At 65.6% G+C, this 25,472-nt stretch carries 24 protein-coding genes; 14 read left to right on the plus strand and 10 right to left on the minus strand.

Translation table 11 applies throughout. From position 1 onward, the window contains the following. Positions 1 to 12 precede the first annotated feature (12 nt). Both HOP03_11335 and HOP03_11340 read left to right on the plus strand, forming a co-directional pair. Positions 13 to 1,647: a calcineurin phosphoesterase gene (locus tag HOP03_11335; GenBank protein NOT88763.1), complete on the plus strand. Its 1,635-nt coding sequence runs from the start codon at positions 13 to 15 to the stop codon at positions 1,645 to 1,647. 2 nt (positions 1,648 to 1,649) lie between these two features. After that, on the plus strand, positions 1,650 to 2,240 hold the full coding sequence (locus HOP03_11340; protein NOT88764.1) for a hypothetical protein: 591 nt from the start codon (positions 1,650 to 1,652) through the stop codon (positions 2,238 to 2,240). A gap of 230 nt (positions 2,241 to 2,470) precedes the next feature. On the opposite strand, the gene HOP03_11345 is transcribed toward HOP03_11340, so the two are convergent. The 4 genes from HOP03_11345 to HOP03_11360 form a co-directional block, all read right to left on the minus strand. Then, positions 2,471 to 3,421 (minus strand): peptidase C13, encoded by a 951-nt coding sequence (locus tag HOP03_11345; GenBank protein ID NOT88765.1) that lies wholly within the window; start codon positions 3,419 to 3,421, stop codon positions 2,471 to 2,473. Beyond that, positions 3,418 to 4,146 (minus strand): acireductone synthase, encoded by a 729-nt coding sequence (gene mtnC / locus HOP03_11350; protein NOT88766.1) that lies wholly within the window; start codon positions 4,144 to 4,146, stop codon positions 3,418 to 3,420. The genes HOP03_11345 and mtnC overlap by 4 nt, the downstream gene beginning before the upstream one ends. 152 nt (positions 4,147 to 4,298) lie before the next feature. Then, positions 4,299 to 4,856 (minus strand): acireductone dioxygenase, encoded by a 558-nt coding sequence (locus tag HOP03_11355; protein ID NOT88767.1) that lies wholly within the window; start codon positions 4,854 to 4,856, stop codon positions 4,299 to 4,301. 101 nt (positions 4,857 to 4,957) lie between these two features. Continuing rightward, positions 4,958 to 5,593 carry a methylthioribulose 1-phosphate dehydratase gene (locus tag HOP03_11360; protein NOT88768.1) on the minus strand — a complete coding sequence of 212 codons (636 nt, stop codon included), beginning with the start codon at positions 5,591 to 5,593 and terminating at the stop codon, positions 4,958 to 4,960. A gap of 204 nt (positions 5,594 to 5,797) precedes the next feature. Here HOP03_11360 and HOP03_11365 point away from each other — a divergent pair, with 204 nt between their 5' ends. Beyond that, complete coding sequence (locus HOP03_11365; GenBank protein ID NOT88769.1) at positions 5,798 to 6,145, plus strand: High potential iron-sulfur protein; 348 nt, start codon at positions 5,798 to 5,800, stop codon at positions 6,143 to 6,145. A gap of 101 nt (positions 6,146 to 6,246) precedes the next feature. Here HOP03_11365 and HOP03_11370 read toward each other — a convergent pair whose 3' ends face one another. Beyond that, the gene (locus tag HOP03_11370; protein NOT88770.1) at positions 6,247 to 7,788 is read right to left on the minus strand and encodes an amino acid permease; all 1,542 of its coding nucleotides are present in this window, start codon (positions 7,786 to 7,788) and stop codon (positions 6,247 to 6,249) included. Positions 7,789 to 7,970: 182 nt separating this feature from the next. Between HOP03_11370 and HOP03_11375 the strand changes: the two genes are divergently transcribed. Next, positions 7,971 to 8,528 (plus strand): NUDIX hydrolase, encoded by a 558-nt coding sequence (locus HOP03_11375; protein ID NOT88771.1) that lies wholly within the window; start codon positions 7,971 to 7,973, stop codon positions 8,526 to 8,528. Between the two features lie 9 nt (positions 8,529 to 8,537). Here the strand turns inward: HOP03_11375 and HOP03_11380 are convergent, their stop codons facing one another. The 3 genes from HOP03_11380 to HOP03_11390 form a co-directional block, all read right to left on the minus strand. Further along, entirely contained in the window at positions 8,538 to 8,957 is a 420-nt protein-coding gene (locus tag HOP03_11380; GenBank protein ID NOT88772.1) for a hypothetical protein, read from the minus strand. Between the two features lie 5 nt (positions 8,958 to 8,962). Then, positions 8,963 to 9,529 (minus strand): elongation factor P-like protein YeiP, encoded by a 567-nt coding sequence (yeiP, locus tag HOP03_11385; protein ID NOT88773.1) that lies wholly within the window; start codon positions 9,527 to 9,529, stop codon positions 8,963 to 8,965. A 149-nt stretch (positions 9,530 to 9,678) separates the two neighbouring features. Further along, positions 9,679 to 10,449: an SDR family NAD(P)-dependent oxidoreductase gene (locus HOP03_11390; GenBank protein NOT88774.1), complete on the minus strand. Its 771-nt coding sequence runs from the start codon at positions 10,447 to 10,449 to the stop codon at positions 9,679 to 9,681. A gap of 741 nt (positions 10,450 to 11,190) precedes the next feature. On the opposite strand from HOP03_11390, the gene HOP03_11395 reads away from it, so the two are divergent. The 4 genes from HOP03_11395 (at position 11,191) to HOP03_11410 (ending at position 17,382) form a co-directional block, all read left to right on the plus strand. After that, positions 11,191 to 12,135, plus strand: coding sequence for a hypothetical protein (locus HOP03_11395; GenBank protein ID NOT88775.1), 945 nt, complete (start codon positions 11,191 to 11,193; stop codon positions 12,133 to 12,135). A gap of 39 nt (positions 12,136 to 12,174) precedes the next feature. Further along, positions 12,175 to 14,337: a peptidoglycan DD-metalloendopeptidase family protein gene (locus tag HOP03_11400; protein NOT88776.1), complete on the plus strand. Its 2,163-nt coding sequence runs from the start codon at positions 12,175 to 12,177 to the stop codon at positions 14,335 to 14,337. 494 nt (positions 14,338 to 14,831) lie between these two features. After that, a complete protein-coding gene (locus tag HOP03_11405) occupies positions 14,832 to 15,236 on the plus strand; it encodes a hypothetical protein (protein ID NOT88777.1) in 405 nt (134 codons plus the stop codon). Positions 15,237 to 15,285: 49 nt separating this feature from the next. Continuing rightward, positions 15,286 to 17,382: a hypothetical protein gene (locus tag HOP03_11410; GenBank protein ID NOT88778.1), complete on the plus strand. Its 2,097-nt coding sequence runs from the start codon at positions 15,286 to 15,288 to the stop codon at positions 17,380 to 17,382. A 96-nt stretch (positions 17,383 to 17,478) separates the two neighbouring features. On the opposite strand, the gene gmk is transcribed toward HOP03_11410, so the two are convergent. Both gmk and HOP03_11420 read right to left on the minus strand, forming a co-directional pair. Beyond that, positions 17,479 to 18,090, minus strand: a complete 612-nt coding sequence (gene gmk / locus HOP03_11415; protein ID NOT88779.1) for a guanylate kinase — start codon at positions 18,088 to 18,090, stop codon at positions 17,479 to 17,481. A gap of 76 nt (positions 18,091 to 18,166) precedes the next feature. After that, complete coding sequence (locus tag HOP03_11420; protein NOT88780.1) at positions 18,167 to 19,027, minus strand: YicC family protein; 861 nt, start codon at positions 19,025 to 19,027, stop codon at positions 18,167 to 18,169. A gap of 272 nt (positions 19,028 to 19,299) precedes the next feature. On the opposite strand from HOP03_11420, the gene rph reads away from it, so the two are divergent. The 6 genes from rph to HOP03_11450 all read left to right on the plus strand — a co-directional run bounded on the left by rph (position 19,300) and on the right by HOP03_11450 (position 25,419). After that, a complete protein-coding gene (gene rph, locus HOP03_11425) occupies positions 19,300 to 20,025 on the plus strand; it encodes a ribonuclease PH (GenBank protein ID NOT88781.1) in 726 nt (241 codons plus the stop codon). Positions 20,026 to 20,052: 27 nt separating this feature from the next. Further along, positions 20,053 to 20,457: a VOC family protein gene (locus HOP03_11430; protein NOT88782.1), complete on the plus strand. Its 405-nt coding sequence runs from the start codon at positions 20,053 to 20,055 to the stop codon at positions 20,455 to 20,457. Continuing rightward, positions 20,454 to 21,071 (plus strand): RdgB/HAM1 family non-canonical purine NTP pyrophosphatase, encoded by a 618-nt coding sequence (gene rdgB / locus HOP03_11435; GenBank protein ID NOT88783.1) that lies wholly within the window; start codon positions 20,454 to 20,456, stop codon positions 21,069 to 21,071. The genes HOP03_11430 and rdgB overlap by 4 nt, the downstream gene beginning before the upstream one ends. Then, positions 21,071 to 22,285: a radical SAM family heme chaperone HemW gene (gene hemW / locus HOP03_11440; GenBank protein ID NOT88784.1), complete on the plus strand. Its 1,215-nt coding sequence runs from the start codon at positions 21,071 to 21,073 to the stop codon at positions 22,283 to 22,285. The genes rdgB and hemW overlap by 1 nt, the downstream gene beginning before the upstream one ends. 105 nt (positions 22,286 to 22,390) lie before the next feature. Further along, positions 22,391 to 25,072: a DUF1631 domain-containing protein gene (locus HOP03_11445; GenBank protein ID NOT88785.1), complete on the plus strand. Its 2,682-nt coding sequence runs from the start codon at positions 22,391 to 22,393 to the stop codon at positions 25,070 to 25,072. Beyond that, a complete protein-coding gene (locus HOP03_11450; protein ID NOT88786.1) occupies positions 25,072 to 25,419 on the plus strand; it encodes a PilZ domain-containing protein in 348 nt (115 codons plus the stop codon). Before HOP03_11445 ends, HOP03_11450 begins: the two co-directional genes overlap by 1 nt. The last annotated feature ends 53 nt before the right edge of the window (positions 25,420 to 25,472 follow it).

Below are 25,472 nucleotides of genomic sequence, written 5' to 3' on the forward strand. Positions count from 1 at the left end.
AAAGAGGCGACGATGCGGTTTCGCGATGGTGTGCTGTGGCTGGCGGTGCTTGCCGCAGCCGGGAACGTGCAGGCGTTCGATGATGCGCGCACGTTGACCGGCACGGTCTTCGATGACCGCAATGGCGATGGTCGCCAGGGTCGAGGCGAGCCGGGCATTGCCGGGGTGGCGTTGTCGAACGGACGTGCGCTGGCGATCACCGACGATCGCGGGCGCTATCGTCTGCCGGTGTCGCCCGGGCAGACGGTATTCGCGATCAAACCGGCGGGGTGGCGCTTGCCGGGCGATGACCTGGCGCGGCCGGGCGCCTGGCGGCATCTGCCGGCAGCCCGAGCACCGATGGCATCGCCCGCATTGAAGTACGGCGGCATCGCGGCCGGACAGTGGCCGAGCCGTTTCGATATCGCGCTGCGTCGCGCGCCGGCCGACGATGGTTGGCTGGAGGTGCGCGTGTTCGCCGATCCGCAGGTGAAGTCGTCCGCCGATGTCGGCTACTACGCCCGCGACATCGTCGACAGCGTGCTTACCGAGAGCGTGCTCGCCGAAGCCGGCGGGGCGCGACGCGCTCCCGAGCTGGGATTGAGCCTCGGCGATATCGTCGACGACAAGCTGGATCTCTACCCGGCCCTGAACGCCGAAACCCGGCGCATCGGCGTGCCGTGGCTGCATGTTTCCGGGAATCACGATCTCGATTTCGATGCGGCGCGCGACGAGGATTCGCTGCAGACGTTCCGCAACACGTTCGGTTCCGATACGTTCGCGTGGGAGGAACACGGGGCGGTGTTCGTCGGTCTCGACGACGTGATCTATCGCCCCGGCGGCAGTCCGGCGTACATCGGCGGACTGCGCGAAGACCAGTTCGCATTCCTCGAAGCCTACCTGCCGCGCGTGCCGAAGACGCGCCTGCTGGTGCTGGCGGTGCATATTCCGCTGTTCGAGCCGGAGGGCCGCGACACGTTCCGCGACGACGACCGTGCGCGGCTGTTCGCGCTGCTGCGCGATTTTCCGAAGATATTGATCCTGAGCGGCCACAACCACAGCCAGCAGCACTGGATGCACGATGCGCGCAGCGGCTGGCAGGGCGCCGCGCCGCTGCACGAATACAACGTCGGCGCGGCCTGCGGTGCGTACTGGAGCGGCGTGAAGGACGCCGCCGGCATTCCCGATACGACGATGCCCGACGGCACGCCGAACGGTTACGCCAGCCTCGGTATCGATCGCGATGGCCGCTATGCGCTGGGCTGGCACGCCGCGCGCGATCCGCAGGACGGACAGATCGGCCTGCATGCGCCGAAGGTGCTGCGACGCGGCGCGTATCCCGCGCATGGCATCTACGCGAATGTGTACATGGGCCGCGAAGACACCCGCGTCGAGTTCAGGATCGACGACGGCGAATGGAGACCGATGCGCCGCACCGTCGCGCCCGATCCGCGCGTGCTGCGCGAGAACATGCGCGATGCCGATGCCGAGACGCTGCGCGGTTACGACCGTTCGGCGGAAGCGACGTTCTCGCCGCATCTGTGGCGCGGCACGTTGCCGACCGATCTCGCGGCCGGCACGCATCGCATCGATGTGCGCGCGTTCGACGCCTGGCGCGGCGACGTGCACGCACAGGGTGAATATCGTCTGCAGAATGCGGAGCCGTGATCATGGCCAACGATGCGAAAACACTTCCCGATGATCTGCCGGTCCTGCCGTTCGCAGATGCTGCGACGTGGGAGACCTGGCTGATCGCGAACGCTGCGTCGAAAGGCCTGTGGCTGAAGATCGCGAAGAAGGACAGCGGCATCGCCACCGTCACCTACGATCAGGCGCTGGAGGTCGCGCTGTGCCATGGCTGGATCGATGGCCAGAAGCGCGGCTTCGACAGCGCGTATTTCCTGCAGCGGTTCACGCCGCGCCGGCCGAAAGGATTGTGGTCGAAGATCAATATCGGCAAGGTCGAACGCCTGGTCGCCGAAGGCCGGATGCGTCCGGCCGGCCTGCGCGAAGTCGATGCCGCGAAAGCCGACGGCCGCTGGGACGCCGCCTACGATGGTGCGCGCAACATGGAGGTTCCGCCGGAGCTGGCGGCGGCCTTGGCGAAGAACAGGAAAGCGCGCACGTTCTTCGAGGCGCTGGACAAGACCAACCGCTATTCGGTGTGCTGGCGGGTGCAGACCGCGAAGAAACCGGAGACCAAGGCCAAGCGGGTCGAGACGCTGGTCGCGATGCTCGCGCGCGGCGAGAAGATCCACTGAGTACCTGCCCTCGCCATTCCTCAACCCTCAACATCCCGCAGGCGCAAATAGACAAAACACTGTCATCCCGAACGGCCGCGCAGCGGGCGGAGGGACCTGCTGTTGCGACACCATCGGCCACAAGCAGGTCCCTCCGCCCGCTGCGCGGCCGTTCGGGATGACAGGATTTTCCAGAGCCGAGATTTTTGGACAGATTGCTCGGCAGACCGCTGGTGATCGATGCTGCAGCGCTATTTTTTCGACTTGGATGCTTTTTCGTCTTTCTGTTTTGTCGCTTTCTCGGCAGTGGCGGCCGTGTTCTGCGCAGGCGCAGGCACGGTGAAAGCCACCTTCGGGCCCGGCACCAGCTGCGATTGCCAAGCTTGCAGGCGCGGCAGGATCTGTTTGCCGATCTCGATCTGTGGCCGCGATGGGCGGAAACCCTCGGCGTCCTCGCGTTCGGCGATGCGCGTTTTCGCGGTCTCGAATGCGGCGACGAAATCGGTGGTTTCGTTCAGCGCTTCGATGAGCCAGGCGCGGCCGAAATAGGTCGCGTCGGAATCCGCGCCGCACCCGAACGACGGCCGGTTCCTGTGCGAAGCGGTGAGGATCAGGGTGTTCTCGTTCTTCAGCGCGGAAACGAAGCCGCCGGAATAGCAGGCGGAAATCACCAGCACGCGGTTGCGGATGCCGGCATCGTCCAGCGCCGCGCGCAGCTCGCGCGGATCGATCAGATCGAAATAGCTCGGCGGCATCTGCACGAACAGCTGGTGCTGCGGCGTGCCGTGCATGGTCATGAACAGCAGTAGCACGTCCTGCTCCGGGTCCATCGTCTTGCCGATGCCCGCCAGTGCAGCGCGCAGGTTCTCCAGCGTCGCCAGCGGCTTCGGTACGCGATCGAGACTGTCCTCATGATTGATCAGCGTCAACACACGACCGCGCGCGCCGAAACGCCCGGTCATCAGGGTATCGAGGTAGGCGGTCTCGTTGCGGAACACATCCTCGGTGCTGTCGCCGCCGACGCCGACGACATACAGGTCCGGCACGCCCGGGCGCTGCGGCGCGAGCGCGGACAGCGCGGAGGCGAGCATCGCGCGCTGACGCTCGCGCAGCGCGGGATCGGTCAGTCCTTTCGCCACGACGCTGTCGGTGACGCAGAGCATCGCCAGTACGCACAGCAGCAGGCAGCGCAGACGGGTCATGGTGCGGGCGCGAGTCCTTGGGCAGGGATGTCTTCGGGAGCGATCCGGTCGAAACGCTCGACGCGCGGATGGCCGTGCGTGGCGGCGTCGAATCGCGGCTGCGGGTAATCCTCGAGGCGGTCGATCAGCATCGTGCGCATGCCGGCTTCGCGCGCGGCGTCGAGTTCTTCGACCACATCGGACAGGAACAGGATGTCCTCGGCCGGGCGATCGAGCCGGCGCGCGATCTCGCGATAGCTGCCGGCCTCGCGCTTGTGCCCGACTTCGGTATCGAACCAGCCGCCGAACAGCGTGGTGAGGTCGCCGGCATCGGTGTGGCCGAAGAACAGCTTCTGCGCCGGCACCGAACCCGAGGAATACACCGCCAGCGGATGCCCGGCGGCATGCCACTGCCGCAGCATCGTGGCGGCATCGGGATAGATGTGCGCGGTGAAATCGGCGTTGTCGTAGCCTTCGCCCCAGATCATGCCCTGCAGCGCCTTCAGCGCGGTGTGCTTGCGGTCCTCGTCGATCATCCCCTGCAGGATTTCGACGATGACATCGTCACTGCAGACGGCGCCGTGCTCGGTCGCGACCGCGTCGAGCCACCTGCGCACGTCATCGCGCAGCCCGTGCTGGCGCACGAACCCCGGCAGCGCGTCGCGCGCGTACGGAAACAGCACATCCTTCACGAACGAGATGCTGCTGGTGGTGCCTTCGATGTCGGTGAGGATCAGTGTGGTCATCGCTTGCTGCTGAAAAAATGCGGAGTGGCCTGCTTCGGCTCGTCATTCCCGCGAAGGCGGGAATCCATGCGGGTGCGGTCGTATTTTCCTGGATGGCCAGCCTTCTGCCGTTGTAACGCGCCTTGCGTTTTCGCGGAAATGACGGATGACAGTCAACCTGCTTGTCCAATGCCATAACGCGGAAACCGCTGCGCGATATCCGTCCCCGTGAAATGTCCGACCCAGCCGTCCGGCTGCTGGAAAAAACGGATCGCGACGAAACTCGGCTCCGGGCCCATGTCGAACCAGTGCGTGGCGCCATCCGGCACCGAGATCAGATCGCCGGCTTCGCACAGCACCTCGAACACCTTGCCGTCGACGTGCAGGCTGAACAGCCCGGAGCCGGCGACGAAGAAGCGCACTTCGTCTTCCCTGTGGACATGTTCGTCGAGGAATTTCGCGCGCATCGCCTCGCGGTTCGGGTTGTCCGGCGCGATGCTGACGACATCGACGGTGGTGAAGCCGCGCTCGGCGCTGATCCGGTCGATGTCGGCCCGGTAGGCGGCGATGATCGCTTCGGACGGGTCGCCGGCCTGGATCGGCTGCGCCGCGCGCCACTGCTCGAAATCCACGCCGATCGTCGACAGCGTTTCGGCGATCGTCGGGTGGTCGTGGGCGACCGACAGCGGGGCGTCGGGGCGGTCGTCGGCGAAGATGCGCAGGCGGCTCATGGCGGGTTGTCCTTGGAAACGATGTCTGAAGCTTGAATAGGGTGCGCCTTGGCGCACCATCGGAACAATGGGGTCCTGAACATCCGTATCAAGCCGCCGGATCAATGCCGCAGTCGCAGCAGATCCAGTTCGCAACCCAGCAGGAACTCGAACGCGTCCAGATGCCGCCGCGCTTCGGCCATCGTCCGGCCCCAGGCGTACAGGCCGTGGCCATCGATCAGATAGCCCCACATCGGGCCGGCGTCGAGCAGGGTCTCGACCTGCGCCGCCAACGCCGGCATGTCCTGGGTGTTCGGCAGCACCGGCAGGTCGAGTTCGGTCTCGTGGGTGGTATTCCCGGCGAACGCCTTCAGCAGTTCGTAGCCTTCCAGATGCACCTTGCCGGCGTCGCCGTACAGCCGCGAGGCCACGGTCTGGTTGTGCGAATGGGTGTGCAGCACGCAGCCGATCTCCGGGAACCGGCGATAGAGCTGGGTGTGGAGCAGGGTTTCGGCGGACGGCCGGTGGTCGCTGCCGACGGCGCGGCCGTCGAAGTCGACCACCATGATGTCGTCGCGGGTCAGGCGGCCCTTGTCGCGGCCGGAGACGGTGATCGCGGCGTGACGCTCGTCGAGGCGCTGGGAGAAATTGCTGCTGGTGGCGGGCGTCCAGCCGGCGACGGCCAGTTCGCGGATGTTGGCGATGAGTTCGTCGGCCAGCACCTGCAGCCGTGCGGTGTCGTAGAGGGCGATGTTCATGGCGGGAAGTGTAGCGGAAGGCGTCGCTGTCCCCGGTCGAAATGAGAATGATTCATGTTCGTACGACGGGAAAAACCGCTTGATAGCATGCGCGCCTCTGGGACGCTGAACGGAACGGTTGCGGCTTGATCCAGCGCAAGGTCGACGACCTCGCCGCGGCCCGATAATTGTTTCCACTTTTCCCACAACTACGGTGTTTTCCCCATGTCCCAAGATATGTCCCGTCGCCGTTTCCTGACCATCGCCGTCGTCGCCGCGGCCAGCGCCCCGCTCGCGTTGCGCTCGCTCAGCGCCGAAGCCGCTGCCCCGGCGCCCGCCGCCGCTGCCAAGCCGCTGCCCAAGCTTGCCGTGACCGACGCGACCGCCAAGGCGCTGGGTTACGCAGAGGACGCCACGAAAGTGAAGCACGCCGCTTTCAAGGCCGGCAGCAACTGCGCCAACTGCAATTTCTTCAAGGGCGCGAAAGGCGCGGCTTCCGGCCCGTGCACCCTGTTCCCGAAGAACAGCGTCGTCTCCAAGGGCTGGTGCAGCGCGTGGGCGAAGAAAGTCTGATCGCCCACGGTTCCCGGGCATGAAAAAAAACGGCGCGGAATTCCGCGCCGTTTTCGTTTCAGTACCTGTTCCGGAATCGGTTCCCGGAATCAGTTCCGGGATTACGGGCCCGGATCGGGGCCTACGCGCACCAGCGGGTCGGGCGGCAGCTTTTCGCCGTCACCATGCAGCAAGGATTCGTTGCCCGGTGCCATGTGGCTGCGGTTGCGGGCGTAGATGAAGTAGATGATCAGACCGATCACCGCCCAGATGCAGAAGAACTTGATGGTCGGGTTCCAGCCCAGGCTGAAGAACAGCAGCACGCAGCCGCCCATCGCCAGCGGGCCGACGATCCAGATCAGCGGCGTGCGGAATGGACGCAAGCGGGCCGGGTCGGTGCGGCGCAGGATCATCACGCCCGCGGCCACCATGAAGAACGCGAACAGCGTGCCGGCATTGGAGATGTCGGCCAGGATGTCCACCGGGAACACCGCAGCGAAGCAGGCCACGAAGATGCCGGTGATCCAGGTGACGACGTGCGGTGTGTGGTACTTCGGATGCACTTTCGAGAACGTCGCCGGCATCAGGCCGTCGCGCGACATCGTGAACAGGATGCGGGTCTGGCCGAACATCATCATCAGCACCACCGACGGCAGCGCCAGGATGGCAGCGCCGGCGACCAGATCGCCGATTCTCGGCCAGCCGATCTCGCGGAGCACGAACGCCAGCGGTTCCTTCGACATCGACAGTGGGCCGCCCGGCTGCGCACCCAACGCGCCGACCGCCGCGTAAGCCACCAACAGGTAGAAGACCGTGCAGATGGCGAGCGAACCGATCAAACCGATCGGGATGTTGCGATTCGGGTTTTTGGTCTCTTCGGCTGCGGTGGAGACCGCGTCGAAGCCGACGTAAGCGAAGAAGATCGATGCCGCTGCCCCGAGCACACCCACGCCCGACAGCGGCGTGCCCCAGCCATTGGGCAGCATCGGCGTGAAGTTGACGCTGTTCACCGCCGGGAAGGCCAGTGCGATGAACGCGGCCAGGGCCACGATCTTGATCATCACCAGGACCGCAGTGACTTTGGCCGATTTGGATGTGCCCATCACGAGCAGCCAAGTGACCAGCAGCGCGAGCATGAAGGCGATGAGGTTGAAGCCGCCCTTGTGGGTCACGCCGTCGACCATGTGCACGGACGTGACGCCGTCGACGTGCTCGGTGTAGAACGGGCCGGCGGTCAGGAAATCGGGCAGTCCCATGCCGTGGAACGCGAGGAAGCCGTTGGCGTAACCGGACCATCCCACCGAAACCGCGCCTGCGGCGACCGCATATTCGAGGATCAGCGCCCAGCCGACCATCCATGCGATGAGTTCGCCGAGGACCGCGTACGAATACGTGTAGGCGGAGCCGGAGACCGGCACCATCGCCGCGATTTCCGAATAGATCAGCGCGGTCAACGCGCAGACGATGCCGGCGATCACGAACGAATACATCATGCCGGGGCCGGCCTTGTTGGCGGCGACGGCGGTGAGGACGAAGATACCGGTGCCGATCACGGCGCCGACACCCAGCATGGTCAGGTCGAACGCGCCGAGCTGGCGCTTCAGCGATCGCTTTTCGGCGGTCGCCAGAATCAGATCGAGTGGCTTCTTGCGCTGGAACAGCATTGAAAACTCCCCGGAAAGGCTTGCGAATGTCGCCGACGGTGGATGCCGGCACGGTAACTGGGCGACCATACCCGGCCAGCCGTCGTGGCACAAGTTCGGTTTCGGGCGGGGACGCACGATCTCGGCGTCGGCACGTGCGGCGGGCGATAATCCACATCGACCTGCCGATGGTGCGCCGCAGCATGAACCGTTTCGCTTCCAGCAACCCTTCGCTTGCGGCGGCTTTCGCCGCCTACGATCGCGCGTGGCCGCAGGAGGACGGCGTCGGCACGATGTTCCTGGCGCTGCTGGACGATGCCGATGACCCCTTCGTGCGCGCGCGTTTGGCCGGGCATTTCACCGCTTCGGCCTGGCTGGTCGATGGGGGCGGCGAACGTCTGTTGATGACCCATCACCGCAAACTCGATCGCTGGCTGCAGCTCGGCGGCCATGCGGATGGCGACCGCGATCTGGCGGCGGTGGCATTGCGCGAGGCGGAGGAGGAGTCGGGGCTGAGCGATCTGGTGGTGCTGCCGCAGATCTTCGATCTGGACCGGCACTGGATTCCCGAACGCGGCGAGGTACCCGGGCATTGGCATTACGACGTGCGTTACGTGGTGCGCGCGACCGGCAGCGAGGGTTTTGCGGTCAGCGACGAATCGCATGCTCTGGCATGGCGCGGGATCGCTGATCTGCTCGACGATGCGGGCCTCGATCCGTCGATCGCGCGGATGCGCGCGAAATGGGTGGCGTGCCGCTGAGCGTGCCGGTCATTCGATGTCGCTGTCGAGCGCGCCAAGCGCAGCGCTGACGGCGGTATCGTCGCGGTAGCGGGTGCGCAGCCGCAGCAGTTCGGCATCGCTGCCCGTGCACAGTTCGCGCAGCGCCGTTTCGATCTGGCGGCGGCGTTCTGCGCCCGGGTCGTCGGCGGGTTCCGGGACGGGTTCGCCGCGGAAATGATCGCAGCCTTCGCGTCGGTCGAGGAATGCGCGGACCTCGTGCGGGTAGTCGCACCAGTTCGGTTGATCGCTCGGCGCGTCCGGCACTTCGCACCGCGAACGCTCGGCCAGGCTCAGGCGCCCTTCGGGTCGCGGGTCCTCGAACGCCGCGAACGGCCGGGCGGCGCAGCCACCCAGCGCGCAGACGGCCAGCGCGCATACGAAAAACGCGGCGAGCGGATTCCGCTTCAACGGCATTATTCCGCGCGACCGCCGAATTCGCCGGTGGTGGTGTTGACCCACACCTTCTCGCCGTTGGTGATGTACTCCGGCACCTGGATTTCGATGCCGGTGTTGAGCTTCGCCGGCTTCGGGCGCTTGGTCGCGGTACCACCCTTGAGTTCCGGCGGCGTTTCGATCACTTCCAGGATCACGCTCTGCGGCAACTGCAGCGCGACGGGCGAATCGTCGATCACCTGCACGTAGCAACCGGTGAGGCCATCGGTGATGTAGCCGGCGCCATCGCCGACGACATCGGCATCGAGCATGTACGGGGTGTAGTCCTCGTCGTCGAGGAAGACGAACGCATCGCCGTCCTTGTAGGAATACGTGGCCTGGCGACGCGCCAACTCGACTTCCTTGAGATCGTCGTCGCCGCCGAGGCTGAGGTCGAATTTGTTGCCGCCGGGCACGCTGTACATCGTGAAACGGAATTTCACGTTGCCGCCGCGACCCTGCGGCGAGCTGCGCTCGATATCGCGGACCTGGTACACGGTGCCGTTGTGTTCGACCACATTGCCTTTCTTGATGTCGTAAGCCTTCATTGCCATGGATTCCGTGTAGGGCGGGCTCAAGCCCGTCATTGAGATTGATGCGTCGTGCGATTCGATGATCGATCGAATCAGCTTCGATCATTGCCTGTTGTGATCGGAAGATGTCGTAACGGCGGGCCAGGGCCCGCCCTGCGCGCGGGTTATTTCGGCGCCAGCCGCGTCGCGCCATCGAGGCGGATGGTTTCGCCATTCAGATAAGGGTTGCCGAGGATGTATGCGACGAGATCCGCGAATTCTTCCGGTTTGCCGAGCCGCGATGGAAACGGAATCGAAGCCGACAGCGACTGCTGCACCGACTCCGGCATGCCGTCGACCATCGGCGTCCAGAAAATTCCCGGCGCCACGGTCATGACGCGGATCCCGAAGCGGGCGAGTTCGCGCGCCATCGGCAGCGTCATCGCGACCACGCCACCCTTGCTGGCGGAATACGCGGCCTGGCCGATCTGTCCTTCGTAGGCGGCGACCGAGGCGGTGTTGACGATCACCCCGCGCTCGCCATCGCTGCCGGGTGCGTTGTGCTGCATCACCGCAGCAGCGGCCTTGGCGACGTTGAAGCTGCCGACCAGATTCACCATCACCGTGGTCTGGAACTGCGACAGCGGCATCGCCCCGTCCTTGCCGAGCACGCGGCCCGCGCCGAGGATGCCGGCGCAGTTGATCGCGACATTGAGGCCGCCGAGAAAGGCGTTCGCCGCGTCGACATTCGCGACCACGCCGGCTTCGTCGCTGACATCGGTGCGGAAGTATCGGGCGTTGGCTTCGCCGAGTTCGGCGACGGCGGCGGTGCCCTTGTCGTCGTTGAGATCGAACAGTGCGACCCTGCCGCCCCGGGCCACGAGATGTCGGGCGACGGCGAGGCCGAGGCCGGAAACGCCGCCGGTGACGATGGCGCGGGTCGAGAGGAGGAGCATCGAGGGATCCTAGGGCGGTCGAAACCGGGATTTTAACGCACCGGCCCGGTCCGACAGGCGCCCGGTGACCTGCCCGGGGCCCGCGACAGTCGCGTGAAGGTCGTGATATACAGTGGCCGAGCCCCCAACGGCGGTTCTACCCGCTCCACCGCAATACCCACAACTCTATCCACCAGTCGTATCCAACGAGGAAGCTGTCATGGCTGATACGAGACTGAAGGCAGTGGCCACTGCCGAACGCCCGCGGACCCTGTCCGTAGGCACAGGAGGGTCCGCAACGGCAGAAGTCGTCGGCGATCTCCAAGGCCATTCCATTTCCGGCCATGCTGTTCGTGGCCATACGTCTTCCGGCCATGCTGCTTACGGCGCTTCCGCCGTGACCGCTTGCTGCGCGCAGCGCCTTCCGGGCCTCACGCACCCCTTTTTCGCCCACACCTCCCCGTCCCTGCGCCCGATCTCCGTTCGGGCCGGTGCCGCCATGCGTTCTGGCGCCCCCCGCCAGACGCAGTCGATGCGGACCGGGCTCCCCTGTTGCCGTCCAGTCCAGGCGCTTGGGGCGCCGTGGACGGATCGGCAGCGGACGCGAGTCGCACATGCCCTCGGGAAGGTGTCGATGGGCGCGGACCGCGATCCCTCCATCGTCGAAGCCTGCTGAGCGCAGACCCGTCATGCGGCTGGTCTGCCAGGGCTTCCTCCGGGGTTCTGTGTCCGCCGACCGCTGCGGGTCTCCTCCATGCTTCGATGGTGCGGGCGATCGAACCGCGGGAACCGCCGCAAGGCCTTCCGAAGTTTCGCCTTCCCGCACGGTCGCGTGTCCGGATTTTCCATATCAGGAGTTTTGAACCGATGTCGCAACATGCTTCCCTTGTCCTGTTGCTCGCTGTCGCGGCGCTGACCACCGCCTGCAAGCCGTCCGCTCCCGAGGCGGCGATCGTCGCCTCGGCGCCGCAAGCCGCCGCGTCCGCAGCGGTCCCGCCCGCCACCCGGCCGCCCGCAGCCAGGACTCCCGATGCCGCCAAGGCCGATGCCGCGCGCATCGTTGCCGACGTGATGCGTGAGCAGTATCCGGACGGCTACGACGAGAAACATGATTGCTGGTCGTTTTCGCGCAAGTCCGCGGACGGCGAGACCGGATACTGCATGCGATCCCATCCCGCGCAGTGGGCCGATGGCGAAAACGGGAATTCGTTCTACTTCATCGCCAGCAGCGCAAGCGATATCAACGACGATCTGCGCTATGCGTATGGATCGGTGGACCCCGGCCTCATGGGCGCATTCAAGGTATCGGTCGCTTCCGACGGCGGATGGACGCTGGAGTCCGCGTCGAAAGCCATGGACTTCGGCACGGCGGGCGCATGCGGTTGCGAGGATGCCAGGCTAGTCAGATTGGGGCGCGGCTATTACGGCTGGATGTTCACCAGTGGCGGCATGTGGCAGGGCGTCGTGGTCTCCAACCACGAGATCGTCGCGCCGCATGATGGCAGTTTCAAGAACCTCAGCGCGATTCCAGAAATACGCGAAGAGGCGCAAGACGTGCGGTACACGGTCACGGTCGTCGATAGCGATCCGGATATGGATGTCTTTCCGCTGAAGGTGGAAAAATCGGCATCCGGCAAGCAGGCCGGTGAGCGCATCGTCGGATTCGACCGCAACAAATGGGCATATGGAACGATTGGCGATTTTTGATCTTCAACAGACACCGACACCTACCCGAGGGGAAGCGACATGGCAGGAAACGATAAATTGGATCAGCGTTGGGATGCATCGAAGCAAGTACTGGTCGATGCCGCGAGAACGGCGGGCGTCGATCCCGACATCATGGTCAAGATTTCCGGGTTCGAGTCGGGCTTCAATTCCCATGCGAAGCCGGTTTCGAGCGATCCGGACAAGAACAAAGTCACGCAGTTCGACGGCACCAAGGCCATCTCGTCGGCATACGGGTATGGCCAGTTCCTCAACGGCACCTGGACCGAAATGGTCCAGAAGTACGGCGAGAAATACGGCATTCCGGATGCCGCCCAGATGACCAGGGAACAGGCCAACGCTCCCGCCATCCGCGACAATCCCCAATTGCAGGCGGCGATGCTCGCCGAGTTCACGCGCGAAAACGTCGCCAAGGGCGCGAAGCTGGGAGGTCCCGATGCGGATGCCAATGTCTACGCCTTCCACAATCTGGGTAGCGAAGACGCGACCAAATTCCTCAACGCGATGCGCGAGAACCCCAGTCAACGCGCGGATCAGGTGCTGTCGGCGAAAGTCATCAGCGGTAATCCGTCGCTGTACGGAGATGGCAGCCGGACGCTTGCGGAATCCTACAGCGTGATGGGCCAGCACATGGACCGTTACGAGAAATACGCCACAGAGGCGCGCACCATGGCCGGACAAACACCGACGCCGGACAACACGCCGTCGCAACCAACCCCGGGTGCTTCCCAAAAAGGCGATCCCAACTGGCCGGCGCCGGGCAACTACACCATCAACAAGGCCGACAAGCCACGCGAAGGCGAGGGCGAATTCGGCACGCCGCGCGGCGATCACAGGCACGGCGGCATCGACATCGTCGGCAAGGTCGGCGATCCGATCGAATCGATGCGGCCGGGCAAGGTGATCGCGGTGAAGCCCAACAACGGCGATGCCGGCAACATGATCACGATCGATCACGGCGGCGGCCTGACCACGACCTACATGCATCTGGACAAGATCAAGGTGCAGTTGGGGCAGGATGTCACGGAAAACACGGTCATCGGCACCATGGGCCGCAGCGGCAATACGCCCAAGCAAGGCGACACCCATCTGCATTTCGAGACCCGCGAGAACGGTGTCGCGGTCGATCCGCGCAAGTACCTGACGCTCCCGGGACAAACCCAGAACCCGAACTCGCAGGGCTCCGCGATGGCCGACGGAAAATTGTCGTCGGGCGACAAGGGTCCGGAGGTGGAGCGCTTGCAGAAGCAGTTGAACACGCTCGGTTATACCGATGCGGCTGATCGCAAGCTCGGCGAGGACGGCAAGTACGGGAAGAACACCAAGGATGCGGTGGAACAATTCCAGCGCGAAAACGGCCTGAATCCCACCGGCGTCGCCGATGCCGCGACGCTCAAGATGGCGGACCGCGGCATGACCCGGTTCGCGATGAAGGACGACGTGCTGCAGCCCGGCGAGCGCGGCCCCGATGTGCGCAATCTGCAGCAGTCGCTGGCCGATGCGGGCTACAAGGGCACGGACGGCAAGCCGCTGGCGGTCGATGGCGTTTACGGCGACGGCACGAAAGCCGCCGTCGGGGCCTACCAGAAGGCCAATGGGCTTCCGGAGACCGGCGTCGCGGACAAGGCGACGCTGGTGAAGATGGGCGAGATCATCGTGGTGGAAACCCGTGAGGCGAAGCTGCCGACGGACCAGACCAAGCCTGCGGACCAGACCAAGCCGACCGATCAGGCAAAGCCGGTAGATCAGACCAAGCCGACGGATCAACCGACGCAAACCGACAAGCCACTGCTCTCCAATCCCAACCATCCGGACAACAAGCTGTATCAGCAGGCGATGTCGAATCTGGAGCAATTGGGGCCGAGCGGCGGATTCAAATCGCGCGAAGAAATGGAGAAGGCCGCCGCTGCGGTGGCGGCGGATGCCAAGGCCACCGGCCTTCAGAGCATCGATCACGTCAGTCGTACGTCCGCGCCGAACGGCCAGAATTTCCTGGTCGCGGTGCAGGGCGATCCGACGAGTCCGGCGGCGAAGAATTCCTATATCGATTACGGCCAGGCGGTGAATCAGACGGTTGCGCAGAGCACCGGCATGGCCGAGGCGCAGAAGCCCGCCGTGCAGGCGGCCCAGCAGACCGACCAGCCGCAGCAGGAGCCGAACAAGGTCGTGGCCGGTGTCCGATAATCGGTTGTAGGGGGGCCGTTCATGGGGTTAGATTCCCGGCGCCGGGGCGCATCGCGTTCCGGCGCCGTTCCGCTGGGTCGGTCGGCTTTGCGGAGCATGGGCCGTGCTGCATGCGGGCATCGCAATCGAATCCAGAGGAGCAGGGCGTCGTGTCGAATATGATGAGAATGCTTGCGCTGTCCGGCATGCTGGCGATCGCCGCCTGCAAGGCCGAACAGCACGCGCCCCCGGTGGAGCGCGCGTCCGTGCCGGAAGCGGCTGCGCCGGCACAGGGCGGCCAGGGATCAGTCCAGGGGGAACATCGCATGACCGTGTTGAATGAGTTGTTGGCTCTGTTCGCCACTGAAGACGGTACGCGCTGGCAGTCCTACGACGGCATCGCGGGCGTTGCGTGGCGGGATCCCCAACCCATCGAAACGCCCGAAGTGGCCGATCCCGGCGCACGGTACTCGCGCTCCGGCACGCTGACGCTCGCGGGATTCGGCGAGACCGACCTGCCTGATGGAAACGTCGGTGCCGATGCCGGCGTGCGTCGCGGCAACGAAGGCGAATCGGGCGTCACCCTCAGCGGCGACGCCGATCGGGTGAACGAGGTCGCGGTGGTCAAGTTCTATCCGAGCGACGACTACGAGAACATTCTCCGCCAGCAGTTCCCCGCAGGCGCGACGCTCATGCCGGAAGCCGATCGTTGCGCGCTGGATTTCGGAACGCAGGCCGAAAACTCCGGCAACAACACGTTCTATCGCATCGTGATCGGCGCTGCCACGCTCGCCCACGTCGAAGCCTTCATCGATGAGGACGCCGGCCCGTCCGGCCCCGGATCCACCACTTTCGTGTTCTACAGGACAAAGCCCGAACAAAGGATTGCGGCAATGCAATGTCATGCGGCCCAGCCATAAACGGCTGTGCGCGACCCTCCACCGTCGATATCCATAGAGGAGCGAACTGATGGCTGATATCCGACAGAAAGCAGTGGCCACTGCCAATCATTACGACCAAGGCAACATCGCCGGCCTGGATGCTGCGATGACCCGACGCCTGATCGCGTCCACCGTGCTGACGGAAAGTCATGGCGGGGATCTTGCCGTCACCAACAAGCAGGGCTATGTCGGCCGCTATCAGGCCGGTGCCGGCTGGTTGGCGGATGCCGGCTACGTCGATGCCGACAAACTCAAGGCGTCGATGGCGGGCTACAAGAACGAATGGGCCTGGGCGCAGGCCGGAGGCATGACGAAGTTCCTCGAAAATCCGTCGAACTGGAACAACGGCCTGAGTCTGGAGAAGTACAAGGCCTCCGACGACCTGCAGGATCGCGCGTTCAAGACCAACTGCGACAAGACCTATCAGCGCGCGGTCAAGGAAGGCGTGCTGGATGCCGACGATTCGCCGGAAAAAGTCGCCGGGTTCCTCAAGGCGCGGCATATCTCCGGTTACGGCGGCGCCGTGGCCGCAGCCACCGGCGGTCGCGTGTACGCGGACAGCAACGGCACCAGCAACTACGATTACATGCACGACATCACCCGCAATCGCGATGGCTTGAATCAAGTCATGTCGCAGGGCGGGCAGGTGCAGTCGCCCGCTTCGAAACCGGCGCCGATGCAGTCATCGGCACCATCGCATTTCGCGGCCAGCGGTTTTCTTGCGCAGCAGACGCCCGAAGTGCGCGCCTATCTCGATCTGGTCGCATGGAAAGAGGTGCGCCCGGGTCATTCGCTCAATGCGGATGGTTCTCCGGCGGGTTATCGCGACCGCAATGGCGTGCCGGGCAGCATGGGCACCATGCCCGAGTCGGCGGTCGCCAACAACGGTACGTTCCCGCGCGACGAACTGCAGTACAACGTCGGCCGCTACCAGATGAAGCAGGTCGACGTGGACGACATGCGCAAGCGCTACGACTCGAAGATCGACGATTTTTCGCCGGAGAGCCAGGACCGCATCGCGGTCGCGAAGATGAAATACCGCGACGTGGTCGAGCCGCTGCAGAACGGCGATATCCGCACTGCGATCCACAACGGCGGGAAGGAATGGGCGTCGCTGCCGGGTTCGCCGTACGGACAGGTGCAGCAGGGCTACACCGTCGATAAGGCGGTCGATTACTACAACCAGCGTTTGAGCTTCCACCGTGCGCTCGATCAGGGCCAGACGCCGCCCGCGCAGACCGATGCGCGGCCGACGCCAAGCCAGGGCGGCGGCATCAACGACACGCTGCTGCTCAAGGGCGAGCGCGGCGAAGGCGTGAAACACCTGCAGGAAGCGCTCAACAAGGCCGGTATCCGCGATGCGGAGGGCAAACCCCTGCCGACGACCGGCAACTTCGGCGACATGACCGATGCGGCGGTACGCAAATTCCAGGAGCAGAAAGGCCTGGAAGTGGACGGCAAGGCGGGCAAGGACACGCTGACCGCACTCGGGATCCATCCGGGCCAGAAGCAGGCAGCGACGACCGGCAATGTCGCCGAGAGGACCGAACAGGCCGTGCGCGGATACCAGGAGCAGACGACGCCTGGCCAGGGGGGCAATGCCGGCAAGCAGCCTTCGACCGAACCCGCGAAGACGCCGCCGAGCGGCAATTTCGGCGACAGGACCGAAGAGGCCGTGCGCAAATACCAGGAGCAGGCGCCGACGACCAACGCCACCGACAAGCCGCTGATCTCGAATGCCGCGCATCCGGACAACAAGCTGTATCAACAGGCGCTCTCGAATCTGGAGCAACTGGGGCCGAGCGGTGGCTTCAAGTCGCGCGAGGAGATGGAAAAAGCAGCCGCTGCCGTGGCGGTGGACGCCAAGGCGACGGGCTTGCAGAGCATCGATCACATCAGCCGTACGACGGCGCCGAGCGGTCAGAATTTCCTGGTGGCGGTGCAGGGCGATCCGACGAGCGCGGCGGCGAAGAACTCCTACATCGACTACGGGCAGGCGGTGAGCCAGACCGTCGATCAGAGCACCAGGATGGCGCAGCCCTTGCAACCGTCATCGTCGACGCAGAAAGCGCCATCGGAAGAAGCGCCGACGCTGGACAGCCAGACGCGCGGCAAGACGGTTTGATCGCTCGCGTTTCGATGTTGCAGATACGCCAACGGGCCATCCATCGATGGCCCGTTTTTCATCCGTACCGTAAACCGCCTGCTTCGTGTGCGCCGCTCAGCGCAACAGCCCTTCGATCATTCCCGCATGACGTTTCGTCTGTGCCTCGCGGCGCAGGCGGCTGGCGGTGAAGATCGAACACATCTCCGCGACCGCGGTGTCGAAGATTTCGTTGACGATCACGTAATCGAACTCGTGGTAGTGCGACATCTCCTCGCGCGCGGCGGCGAGGCGGCGCGCGATGGTGTCTTCGCTGTCCTGCCCGCGCTTGCGCATGCGCTCTTCCAGCGCTTCGCGCGATGGCGGCAGGATGAAGATGCCGACCGCGTCCGGCACTTTCTCGCGGACCTGGCGCGCGCCCTGCCAATCGATCTCGAGCAGTACGTCGCGACCGGCGGCCAGCTGCGGTTCCACGGACTGCCGCGCGGTGCCCTTGAAGTCGCCATGCACCAGCGCATGCTCGAAGAAGTCGCCGGCGTCGATCATGCGCTGGAATTCGTCCGCGCCGATGAAGTGGTAATGCTGGGCGTGGCGTTCCCCCGGGCGCGCCGCGCGCGAGGTGAACGAGATCGACAGGGCGATGTTCGGATCGCGCGCCAGGCAGGCGTTGACGATACTGGACTTGCCCGCACCCGAAGGTGCCGCGACGATGAAAAGGGTTCCGCGCATGGGAGTTGACTGGCCGGAGACGTGAGCCGAAGTCGCGGCAGCATGCCTCATCTCCGGTCGCAAGTCATGCAAGGGATCATTCGATGTTCTGCGATTGTTCGCGGATCTGGTCGATCAGCACCTTCAGCTCCACCGCCAGCGCCGAGGTCCGCGCATCCACGGATTTCGATCCGAAGGTATTGGCTTCGCGGTTGAATTCCTGCAGCAGGAAGTCGAGCCGGCGACCCACGGCCTCCTTCTGGCCCAGCACCCGGCGCAGTTCGGCGATGTGGCTGTCGAGGCGGTCGAGTTCTTCGTCGACATCCAGCTTCTGCAGCGCCATCACCAGCTCCTGCTCGAAACGGCCAGGATCCAGCGGCTGCGGCAGATCGGCGAGGCGGTTCACCAGTTTCTGCTTCTGGCCGGCGCGGATCGCGGGCATCAGCGTGCGCGCATCGGCGGCGTGGCGGGCGATCGCGTCGACCCGATCGAGGATGTTCGCCGACAGATTCGCGCCTTCGCGGGCGCGGGCTTCGACGAATTGATCCAGCACTTCATCGAGCAGCGACAGTGCCTCGGCGTGCAGTGCCGCCGGATCGCCGGTCTGGGTCTGCAGCACGCCGGGAAATTTCAGCAATTCGGTCATTTCCACGCGCAGCGTCGGGAAATGTTCGTGCAGATTGCGCCCGAGCGCGGCGAGATGCGACACCCGCGCCGGATTCAGCTGCAGCGTCTCGTCGTGATCGCCGTTGCGCAGGCGCATGCCGAGGTCGACCTTGCCGCGCGAGACGAGCTTGGCGACGCGCTCGCGGATCGACGGCTCCACCGCCCGCAGTTCGTCGGGCAGACGCACCCCGAGTTCGAGAAAACGATGATTGACGGCGCGTACTTCGCAGCTCAGCGCGCCCCACGGCGTATTGCGTTCGCCGGCGGCGAAAGCGGTCATGCTGCGGATCATTCGTTGCTCCTCATCAGGGTTTTCCCCGCCGTGGGTGAACAGGCGTGGTCTTGTCTGCGAAACCCGCAGCGGTCCGTGGGCATTATCCGCGAAACCCACGGGCCAGCGCGGTGCGGCGACAGGCTGTCAGTCTCGCGCATCGCGGCTTCGGGCGTTTTGCGCCCACTCAAGCGCGTCGAAACGGGTTGTCCAAGCAGGTTCGAGGGGGTTTGCAGAGGCCGTGGACGGCGCCGATGCTAAACTGCCGCGCTTTCCAGCAGGCCACCCTTCGAATGAGCATCGTCCGTCCCAGTGGCCGCACGCCCGAACAACTGCGTCCCGTCAAGATCGAGCGCGCATACACCCGCCACGCCGAGGGTTCGGTGCTGGTCTCCTTCGGCGATACCCGCGTGCTGTGCACCGCCAGCGTCGACAACAAGGTGCCGGGCTTCATGCGCGGCAAGGGCGAGGGTTGGATCACCGCCGAATACGGCATGCTGCCGCGCGCCACCCACACCCGCAGCGACCGCGAGGCCGCGCGCGGCAAGCAGGGCGGACGCACGCTGGAAATCCAGCGACTGATCGGTCGCTCGCTGCGCGCCTGCGTCGATCGCGGCGCCTTGGGCGAACGCACCATCACCCTCGATTGCGACGTGCTGCAGGCCGACGGCGGCACCCGTACCGCAGCGATCACCGGCGCCTACGTCGCGCTGGTGGATGCGGTGCGCTTTCTGCAGAAGCGCAAGGACATCGCCAAGGATCCGATCCACGGCGCGGTCGCCGCGGTCTCGGTCGGCATCTATCGCGGCGTGCCGGTGCTGGACCTGGACTACGCCGAAGACAGCGATTGCGATACCGACATGAACGTGGTGATGAACGATGGCGGCGGTTTCATCGAACTGCAGGGCACCGCCGAAGGCCATGCGTTCCGCCGCGACGAGCTGGATGCATTGCTGGGCCTGGCCGAGCGCGGCATCGCCGAACTGTTCGCCGCACAGCGCGCTGCGCTGGCGGGTTGATCGCGCGGTGAGCCGGGTTTCACGCCGATGAAGCGGCACATCGCCTGTTTCGCGCTGGTCGTCGACGACTACGACCGCGCGATCGCGTACTACACCGGTGTGCTCGGCTTCGAGCTGCGCGAAGACGCCCCGCGCGAAGCGGCACCCGGCCAGCCGCCGAAACGCTGGGTGGTCGTGGCGCCGGCCGGTGCCGAAACCGCGATCCTGCTGGCGCAGGCGTCGAACGATGCGCAGCGCGCGCGGATCGGCGACCAGACCGGCGGGCGCGTCGGATTCTTCCTGCACACCGACGACTTCCGCCGCGATCACGCGGCGATGCTCGCCAAGGGCGTGCGCTTCGTCGAATCGCCGCGCGAAGAGGACTACGGCATCGTCGCGGTGTTCGAGGATCTGTACGGCAATCGCTGGGATCTGCTGGAACTCAAGGGATGAAACTGGTGCTGGCCAGCGGCAACGCAGGCAAACTCGCGGAACTGCGCGATCTGCTCGGCAATGCCGGCATCGATCTGCATGCGCAGTCGGAATTCGGCGTGGAGGATGCGGACGAAACCGGCCTCACCTTCGTCGAGAACGCGATCCTCAAGGCGCGCCATGCCGCGCGTGCGACCGGATTGCCGGCGCTGGGCGACGATTCCGGCCTTTGCGTCGACGCGCTCGACGGTGCGCCCGGACTCTACAGCGCACGTTATGCCGGTACCCACGGCGATGCCGGCGCGAACATCGCCAAACTGCTTGATGCGCTGCGCGATGTGCCGGAACAGCGGCGTAATGCGCGTTTCGTCTGCGTGCTCGCGCTGCTGCGCCACGCCGAGGACCCGCAGCCGCTGATCGCCGAAGGCGTGTGGGAAGGCCGCATCCTGTCCGCGCCGCGCGGCGAGGGCGGTTTCGGTTACGACCCGGTGTTCTTCGATCCGGATGTCTTCGGCCACGGTCGCGGCATGGGCGCGGCCGAACTGGATGCCGCGTTCAAGAACCGCATCAGCCATCGCGGTCGTGCGCTGGCGCTGCTGCGCGACAAACTCCTCGCTGCGGTACATCGCGCCTGATGTTGAGCCTGCCGCCGCTCGCGCTGTACGTGCATCTGCCCTGGTGCGTGCGCAAATGCCCGTACTGCGATTTCAATTCCCACGAGACCCGCGGCACGCCGCCGTTCGATGCCTACGTCGATGCGCTGATCGCCGATCTCGACCACGATCTGCCGCTGGTCTGGGGCCGCACGGTGCAGACCGTGTTCTTCGGCGGCGGTACGCCGAGCCTGTTTCCGGCGGCGGCGGTCGATCGCTTCCTGCAGGCGGCCAGCGCGCGGCTGCGGTTCGCGCCCGGTGCCGAGATCACGCTGGAAACCAATCCCGGTACCGCCGAACACGGTCGTTTCGAGGATTACCGCAAGGCCGGCGTGAACCGGCTGTCGTTCGGCATCCAGAGTTTCGACGATGGCTGCCTGCAGCGGCTCGGCCGGATCCACGACAGCGCCCAGGCCGAGGCGGCGGTGAAACTCGCGCAGGACGCGGGCTTCGACAACCTCAATCTGGATCTGATGTACGCGCTGCCGGAGCAGACGCTGGCGATGGCCGGACGCGATCTCGAACGCGCGTTCGCGCTGCAGCCCGCGCATATCAGCCACTACCAGCTGACCCTGGAGCCGAACACGGTGTTCGCAGCGCGTCCGCCGGGTGGCATTCCCGACGACGACGCGGCCTGGGACATCCAGGAACACTGCCAAGCGATGCTCGCCGACGCGGGCTACGCACAGTACGAGATCAGCGCCTACGCGCGCCCCGGCCGGCAGTGCGCGCACAACCTCAACTACTGGCGGTTCGGCGATTACCTCGGGATCGGTGCGGGCGCGCACGGCAAGATCAGCCTGCCGGCGAGCGACGCTGGCCGCACGCCGGAAGAAAGCATCCCGGATGAGGGCCGGGACCGGGTGCTGCGACGGTGGAAGCACAAGCACCCCGCGACCTATCTGGTCCACGCCGGCACCCCGGCCGCGATCGGCGCGGATGCGTTCATCGCGCCGGAGCAGCGGCCGTTCGAGTTCATGCTGAACGCCCTGCGCCTGCGCGAGGGCTTCGCGCTCGACCATTTCGAGGCCCGCACCGGGCTGTCGCAGGTGGCCATCGACGAGCCGCTGGGTCGCGCAATCGCGCACGGATGGCTGTGCCGGGACGGCGCGCGGGTCGTGCCCAGCGAATCGGGCCTGCGCTTCGCCAACGACGTGATTTCCCTGTTCCTGCCGGCCGATGGCGCCGGCGGATGACCCGGTCCCGGTGCCAGCGATCGCGTTTGTTGCACTGCAGCAATTGGCTCGCGACGGCCGAACATGTTAAGAAATGCGGTTACCGTCGCACTTCGACAGGCTGAGATGGCTGCACCGACCGACCCCCAGGATCACACCGCGCCACGGACCTTGGCCTCTGCCGGGTTGCCGCGTCGCGTGCGTCGAACGCTCGAGCGTGCGCTGGCGCTGTTCAGCGAGGAGCTGGAGCGCAATCTCGTCACCACGGTGACCGAGTTCGAGGAAGAGCTGTTCCGCCTGGCCGACCGCATCGGCACCATCGGCGGAGGCTCCACCGATTACATGCACACCCTGCGCATCGTGCGTTTGAACCGTCACGATCTGGTGCCGCGCTTCATGCAGGTGGTGGAAACCGGGCTGGCGGGCATCCGCAAGCCGATGCTGTTCTCGGCGACGTCGCGTCCGGCCACGACGCCCGCGCCGATGGTGAACTTCCGGAATCTCAGCCTCGTCGACGAATCGGTGATGGACGAGGGTGCGGTGCTGCATGCGATCGCTTCGCGCCAGGAATCGCGCGCGAATCTCGTGCTGCACCTGTTGGGCCAACGTTTCGGCGTGCTTGCGGCGGCACCCGCTTTCGACAGCGAGCGGATTCCGCTCGGTCCGCAGGCGCTGTGCCGTGCGATCCGTCATGCCACCGAAAGCGTGCAGTTGGATCATGGTGCACGGCTGTTGTTCTATCGGATCTTCGATCGCCGGGTGATGATCCAATGCCTGGGGCTGGCCGAGAAACTGGATGCGCTGCTGGTCGAAGAAGGCGTGTTGCCCGGCTTGACCTATGTGCCGATGCGCACCCGCGCAGCCGGCGCAGGCGGTGGCGACAGCGATACCGATAACGACGAAGACGGCGAAAACGAAGACCCCGCCGAAGGCGCGGGCGCAGGCAAGTCGACACAGGGCGCGCGTCCCGGCGGTGTTCAAGGCGGCGGCCCGCGTGGCGGGGCACCGCAAGCGCAGGGCGGCGGCCCGCAGGCCAGGGGTCAGCCGGGTGCGCAGAGCTGGATGTCCGGGTCCGGATCGCCCGGCGGTCAACTCGCCGGCTCCGACGACGCGGGTGCGTATGCGGACGAGGGCAGCAACGACCCCAATCGCCCATTCACCACGTGGATGGGCCAGCCGATGCCGAGCGCGGCGGTCGCCAATGAACAGGCGGCGTACCACGATCTCCAGCAGTTGCTGTCGCGTCGTCGCGCCGAGGCCGAGCGCCACAATCCGATTCCGCCCAACCAGCGGCCGGAGCGGACCATCGTTACCCGCGATCTGCTGCAGACGCTGGGCCGGATGGATGCCGAGCCGATGTCCGGCGGCAACGTGCCGGATATCGAGGACATCAAGCAATCGCTGCTGGCGCAAGCGCGCCAGCAATACGGCAAACCGGTCGCGCTGGCGCCCAGCGACAGCGACACCTTCGATCTCGTCGGACTGCTCTACAGCCATCTGCAGCGCGAAATCCGCGACGACGCGCCGGCTGCGGCGCTGGTCAAGCGCATGCAGCTCACCCTGCTGCGGGTCGCCCTGCAGGACCGTGCGTTCTTCGTCCGCCCGAACCACCCGGCGCGGCAACTGCTGAGCACGGTGTCGGAAACCGCCGCGAAATGGCTGGCCGACGACGACTTCGATCCGCAACTGCTGGCGCCGCTGCAGCAGGCGGTGACCCATGCGGTCAAGAATTACGACGGCAACCTCGAGGTTTTCGAGCAGAGCAACAAACAACTGCAGGCGCATATCGACACCCAGGTGCGTCGCGCCGAAACCCTCGAAAAGCGGCACGTCGAAGCCGCGCGCGGCAAGGAAAAACTCGAAGCCGCGAAACTGCGCGCCGAGCAGGTGCTGACCGAAATCATCGGCGAAGCGCCGCTGCCGAGGTTCACCCGTGCGCTGTTGAACCAGGCCTGGGCCGATGTGCTGACCCTGACCTTCCTGCGCCACGGCGAAGGTTCGGAAGAGTGGAACCGGCAGATCGACGCGACCCGTCAGATCATCGCCGCCTGCACCGATCGCGATCCCAACGCCGAACACCCGGCGCTGAAGGCGCATGTGGAATCGGCGCTGAAGCAGGTCGGCTATCACGAGGACGAAGCCGAGGTCATCGCCAAACGCCTGTCCAGCAACGTGCGCGACGAGGAAGACGGCGAGTCGCGCACCGAACTGACGATGAAACTCAAGGCGCGCGTGCGCCTGGGCGAGGATTCCCAGAAGGCGCGCAAGCCCGACCTGCCCGCGCGCTCCCCGCACGAGCAGGAGTGCTACGAACAGTTGCGCCTGCTGCCGTTCGGCACCTGGATGGAGTTCGTCACCAATCAACAGGGCGACGTGGTCCGTCGTCGCATGTCGTGGTTCAGCCCGGTCACCGACAACGCGCTGTTCGTCAACCAGCGCGGCCAGCGCATCGGCGAGCACTCGCTCGACAGCCTCGCGCGGATGATGGCCAAGGATCAGGTCCGGATCGTCACCGTGCAGCGTGCCGGTCTGGTCGATCGCGCCTGGAGCGCCGCGATGAATGCGCTGCGCGCCCTGACCGGGCACCGCGAGGAGCATCCCGAGGACGAACCCGGCGAAGCCGCCGCCCAAGCCGATATCGCCGTGCGTTCCGGACCTGCTGCGCCGATCGATGCGACAGTGACGGCACCGGAAGGGACCTTCGTCCGTTCCGTGCCCAGTACGGAGCCGGGCAACCCGAGGGCGGTGCCGTATCCCGGTCTGATCGGCGATGAATCCGCCGGATTGCCGCCCAAAGGAAGTGCGTGATGAGCAGCAAAGACCACCGCCGTTCGCCGCGGCGCAAAGTCGCCGAGACCGTGCTGGTCAGCGACGTGATGACCGAAGAAATCGTCGGCCGCATCGGCAACCTGTCCGAAGGCGGCATGCTGCTGATGGCCAGCGCGCCGCTGACCGAGGATGCGCTGTACCAGTTCCGCTTCCGCTTGCCCGGCGTCGACGGTGCCGACATCGAAGTCGGCGCGCACCTGCTGTGGGTCGATCGCGCCAGCTCGCCGGGACAGTCCTGGGCGGGATTCCGTTTCATCTCGCTCACCGACGCGCATCGCGCACGCCTCAATGGCTGGGTCGAAGCGCCGGGTTCGCACTACGATTGATGACGCGATGGTGTCCGGCCGTCGCGTCGCTGGACCGATCCCGCGACATGCAT

The organism is Lysobacter sp., assembly GCA_013141175.1.
In the GTDB taxonomy this organism is placed as follows: domain Bacteria; phylum Pseudomonadota; class Gammaproteobacteria; order Xanthomonadales; family Xanthomonadaceae; genus Lysobacter_I.

Excerpts from the sequence above, each read along its gene's own strand:
- HOP03_11420 (NOT88780.1), bottom strand. The coding sequence starts at position 19,027 with ATGATCCGCAGCATGACCGCTTTCGCCGCCGGCGAACGCAATACGCCG.
- HOP03_11365 (NOT88769.1), top strand. The coding sequence starts at position 5,798 with ATGTCCCAAGATATGTCCCGTCGCCGTTTCCTGACCATCGCCGTCGTC.
- HOP03_11410 (NOT88778.1), top strand. The coding sequence starts at position 15,286 with ATGGCTGATATCCGACAGAAAGCAGTGGCCACTGCCAATCATTACGAC.
- HOP03_11360 (NOT88768.1), bottom strand. The coding sequence starts at position 5,593 with ATGAACATCGCCCTCTACGACACCGCACGGCTGCAGGTGCTGGCCGAC.
- HOP03_11445 (NOT88785.1), top strand. The coding sequence starts at position 22,391 with ATGGCTGCACCGACCGACCCCCAGGATCACACCGCGCCACGGACCTTG.
- HOP03_11355 (NOT88767.1), bottom strand. The coding sequence starts at position 4,856 with ATGAGCCGCCTGCGCATCTTCGCCGACGACCGCCCCGACGCCCCGCTG.
- rph (NOT88781.1), top strand. The coding sequence starts at position 19,300 with ATGAGCATCGTCCGTCCCAGTGGCCGCACGCCCGAACAACTGCGTCCC.
- HOP03_11390 (NOT88774.1), bottom strand. The coding sequence starts at position 10,449 with ATGCTCCTCCTCTCGACCCGCGCCATCGTCACCGGCGGCGTTTCCGGC.
- HOP03_11345 (NOT88765.1), bottom strand. The coding sequence starts at position 3,421 with ATGACCCGTCTGCGCTGCCTGCTGCTGTGCGTACTGGCGATGCTCTGC.
- HOP03_11430 (NOT88782.1), top strand. The coding sequence starts at position 20,053 with ATGAAGCGGCACATCGCCTGTTTCGCGCTGGTCGTCGACGACTACGAC.
- rdgB (NOT88783.1), top strand. The coding sequence starts at position 20,454 with ATGAAACTGGTGCTGGCCAGCGGCAACGCAGGCAAACTCGCGGAACTG.
- hemW (NOT88784.1), top strand. The coding sequence starts at position 21,071 with ATGTTGAGCCTGCCGCCGCTCGCGCTGTACGTGCATCTGCCCTGGTGC.
- gmk (NOT88779.1), bottom strand. The coding sequence starts at position 18,090 with ATGCGCGGAACCCTTTTCATCGTCGCGGCACCTTCGGGTGCGGGCAAG.
- mtnC (NOT88766.1), bottom strand. The coding sequence starts at position 4,146 with ATGACCACACTGATCCTCACCGACATCGAAGGCACCACCAGCAGCATC.
- HOP03_11450 (NOT88786.1), top strand. The coding sequence starts at position 25,072 with ATGAGCAGCAAAGACCACCGCCGTTCGCCGCGGCGCAAAGTCGCCGAG.
- HOP03_11340 (NOT88764.1), top strand. The coding sequence starts at position 1,650 with ATGGCCAACGATGCGAAAACACTTCCCGATGATCTGCCGGTCCTGCCG.
- HOP03_11395 (NOT88775.1), top strand. The coding sequence starts at position 11,191 with ATGGTGCGGGCGATCGAACCGCGGGAACCGCCGCAAGGCCTTCCGAAG.
- HOP03_11400 (NOT88776.1), top strand. The coding sequence starts at position 12,175 with ATGGCAGGAAACGATAAATTGGATCAGCGTTGGGATGCATCGAAGCAA.
- yeiP (NOT88773.1), bottom strand. The coding sequence starts at position 9,529 with ATGAAGGCTTACGACATCAAGAAAGGCAATGTGGTCGAACACAACGGC.
- HOP03_11370 (NOT88770.1), bottom strand. The coding sequence starts at position 7,788 with ATGCTGTTCCAGCGCAAGAAGCCACTCGATCTGATTCTGGCGACCGCC.
- HOP03_11335 (NOT88763.1), top strand. The coding sequence starts at position 13 with ATGCGGTTTCGCGATGGTGTGCTGTGGCTGGCGGTGCTTGCCGCAGCC.
- HOP03_11375 (NOT88771.1), top strand. The coding sequence starts at position 7,971 with ATGAACCGTTTCGCTTCCAGCAACCCTTCGCTTGCGGCGGCTTTCGCC.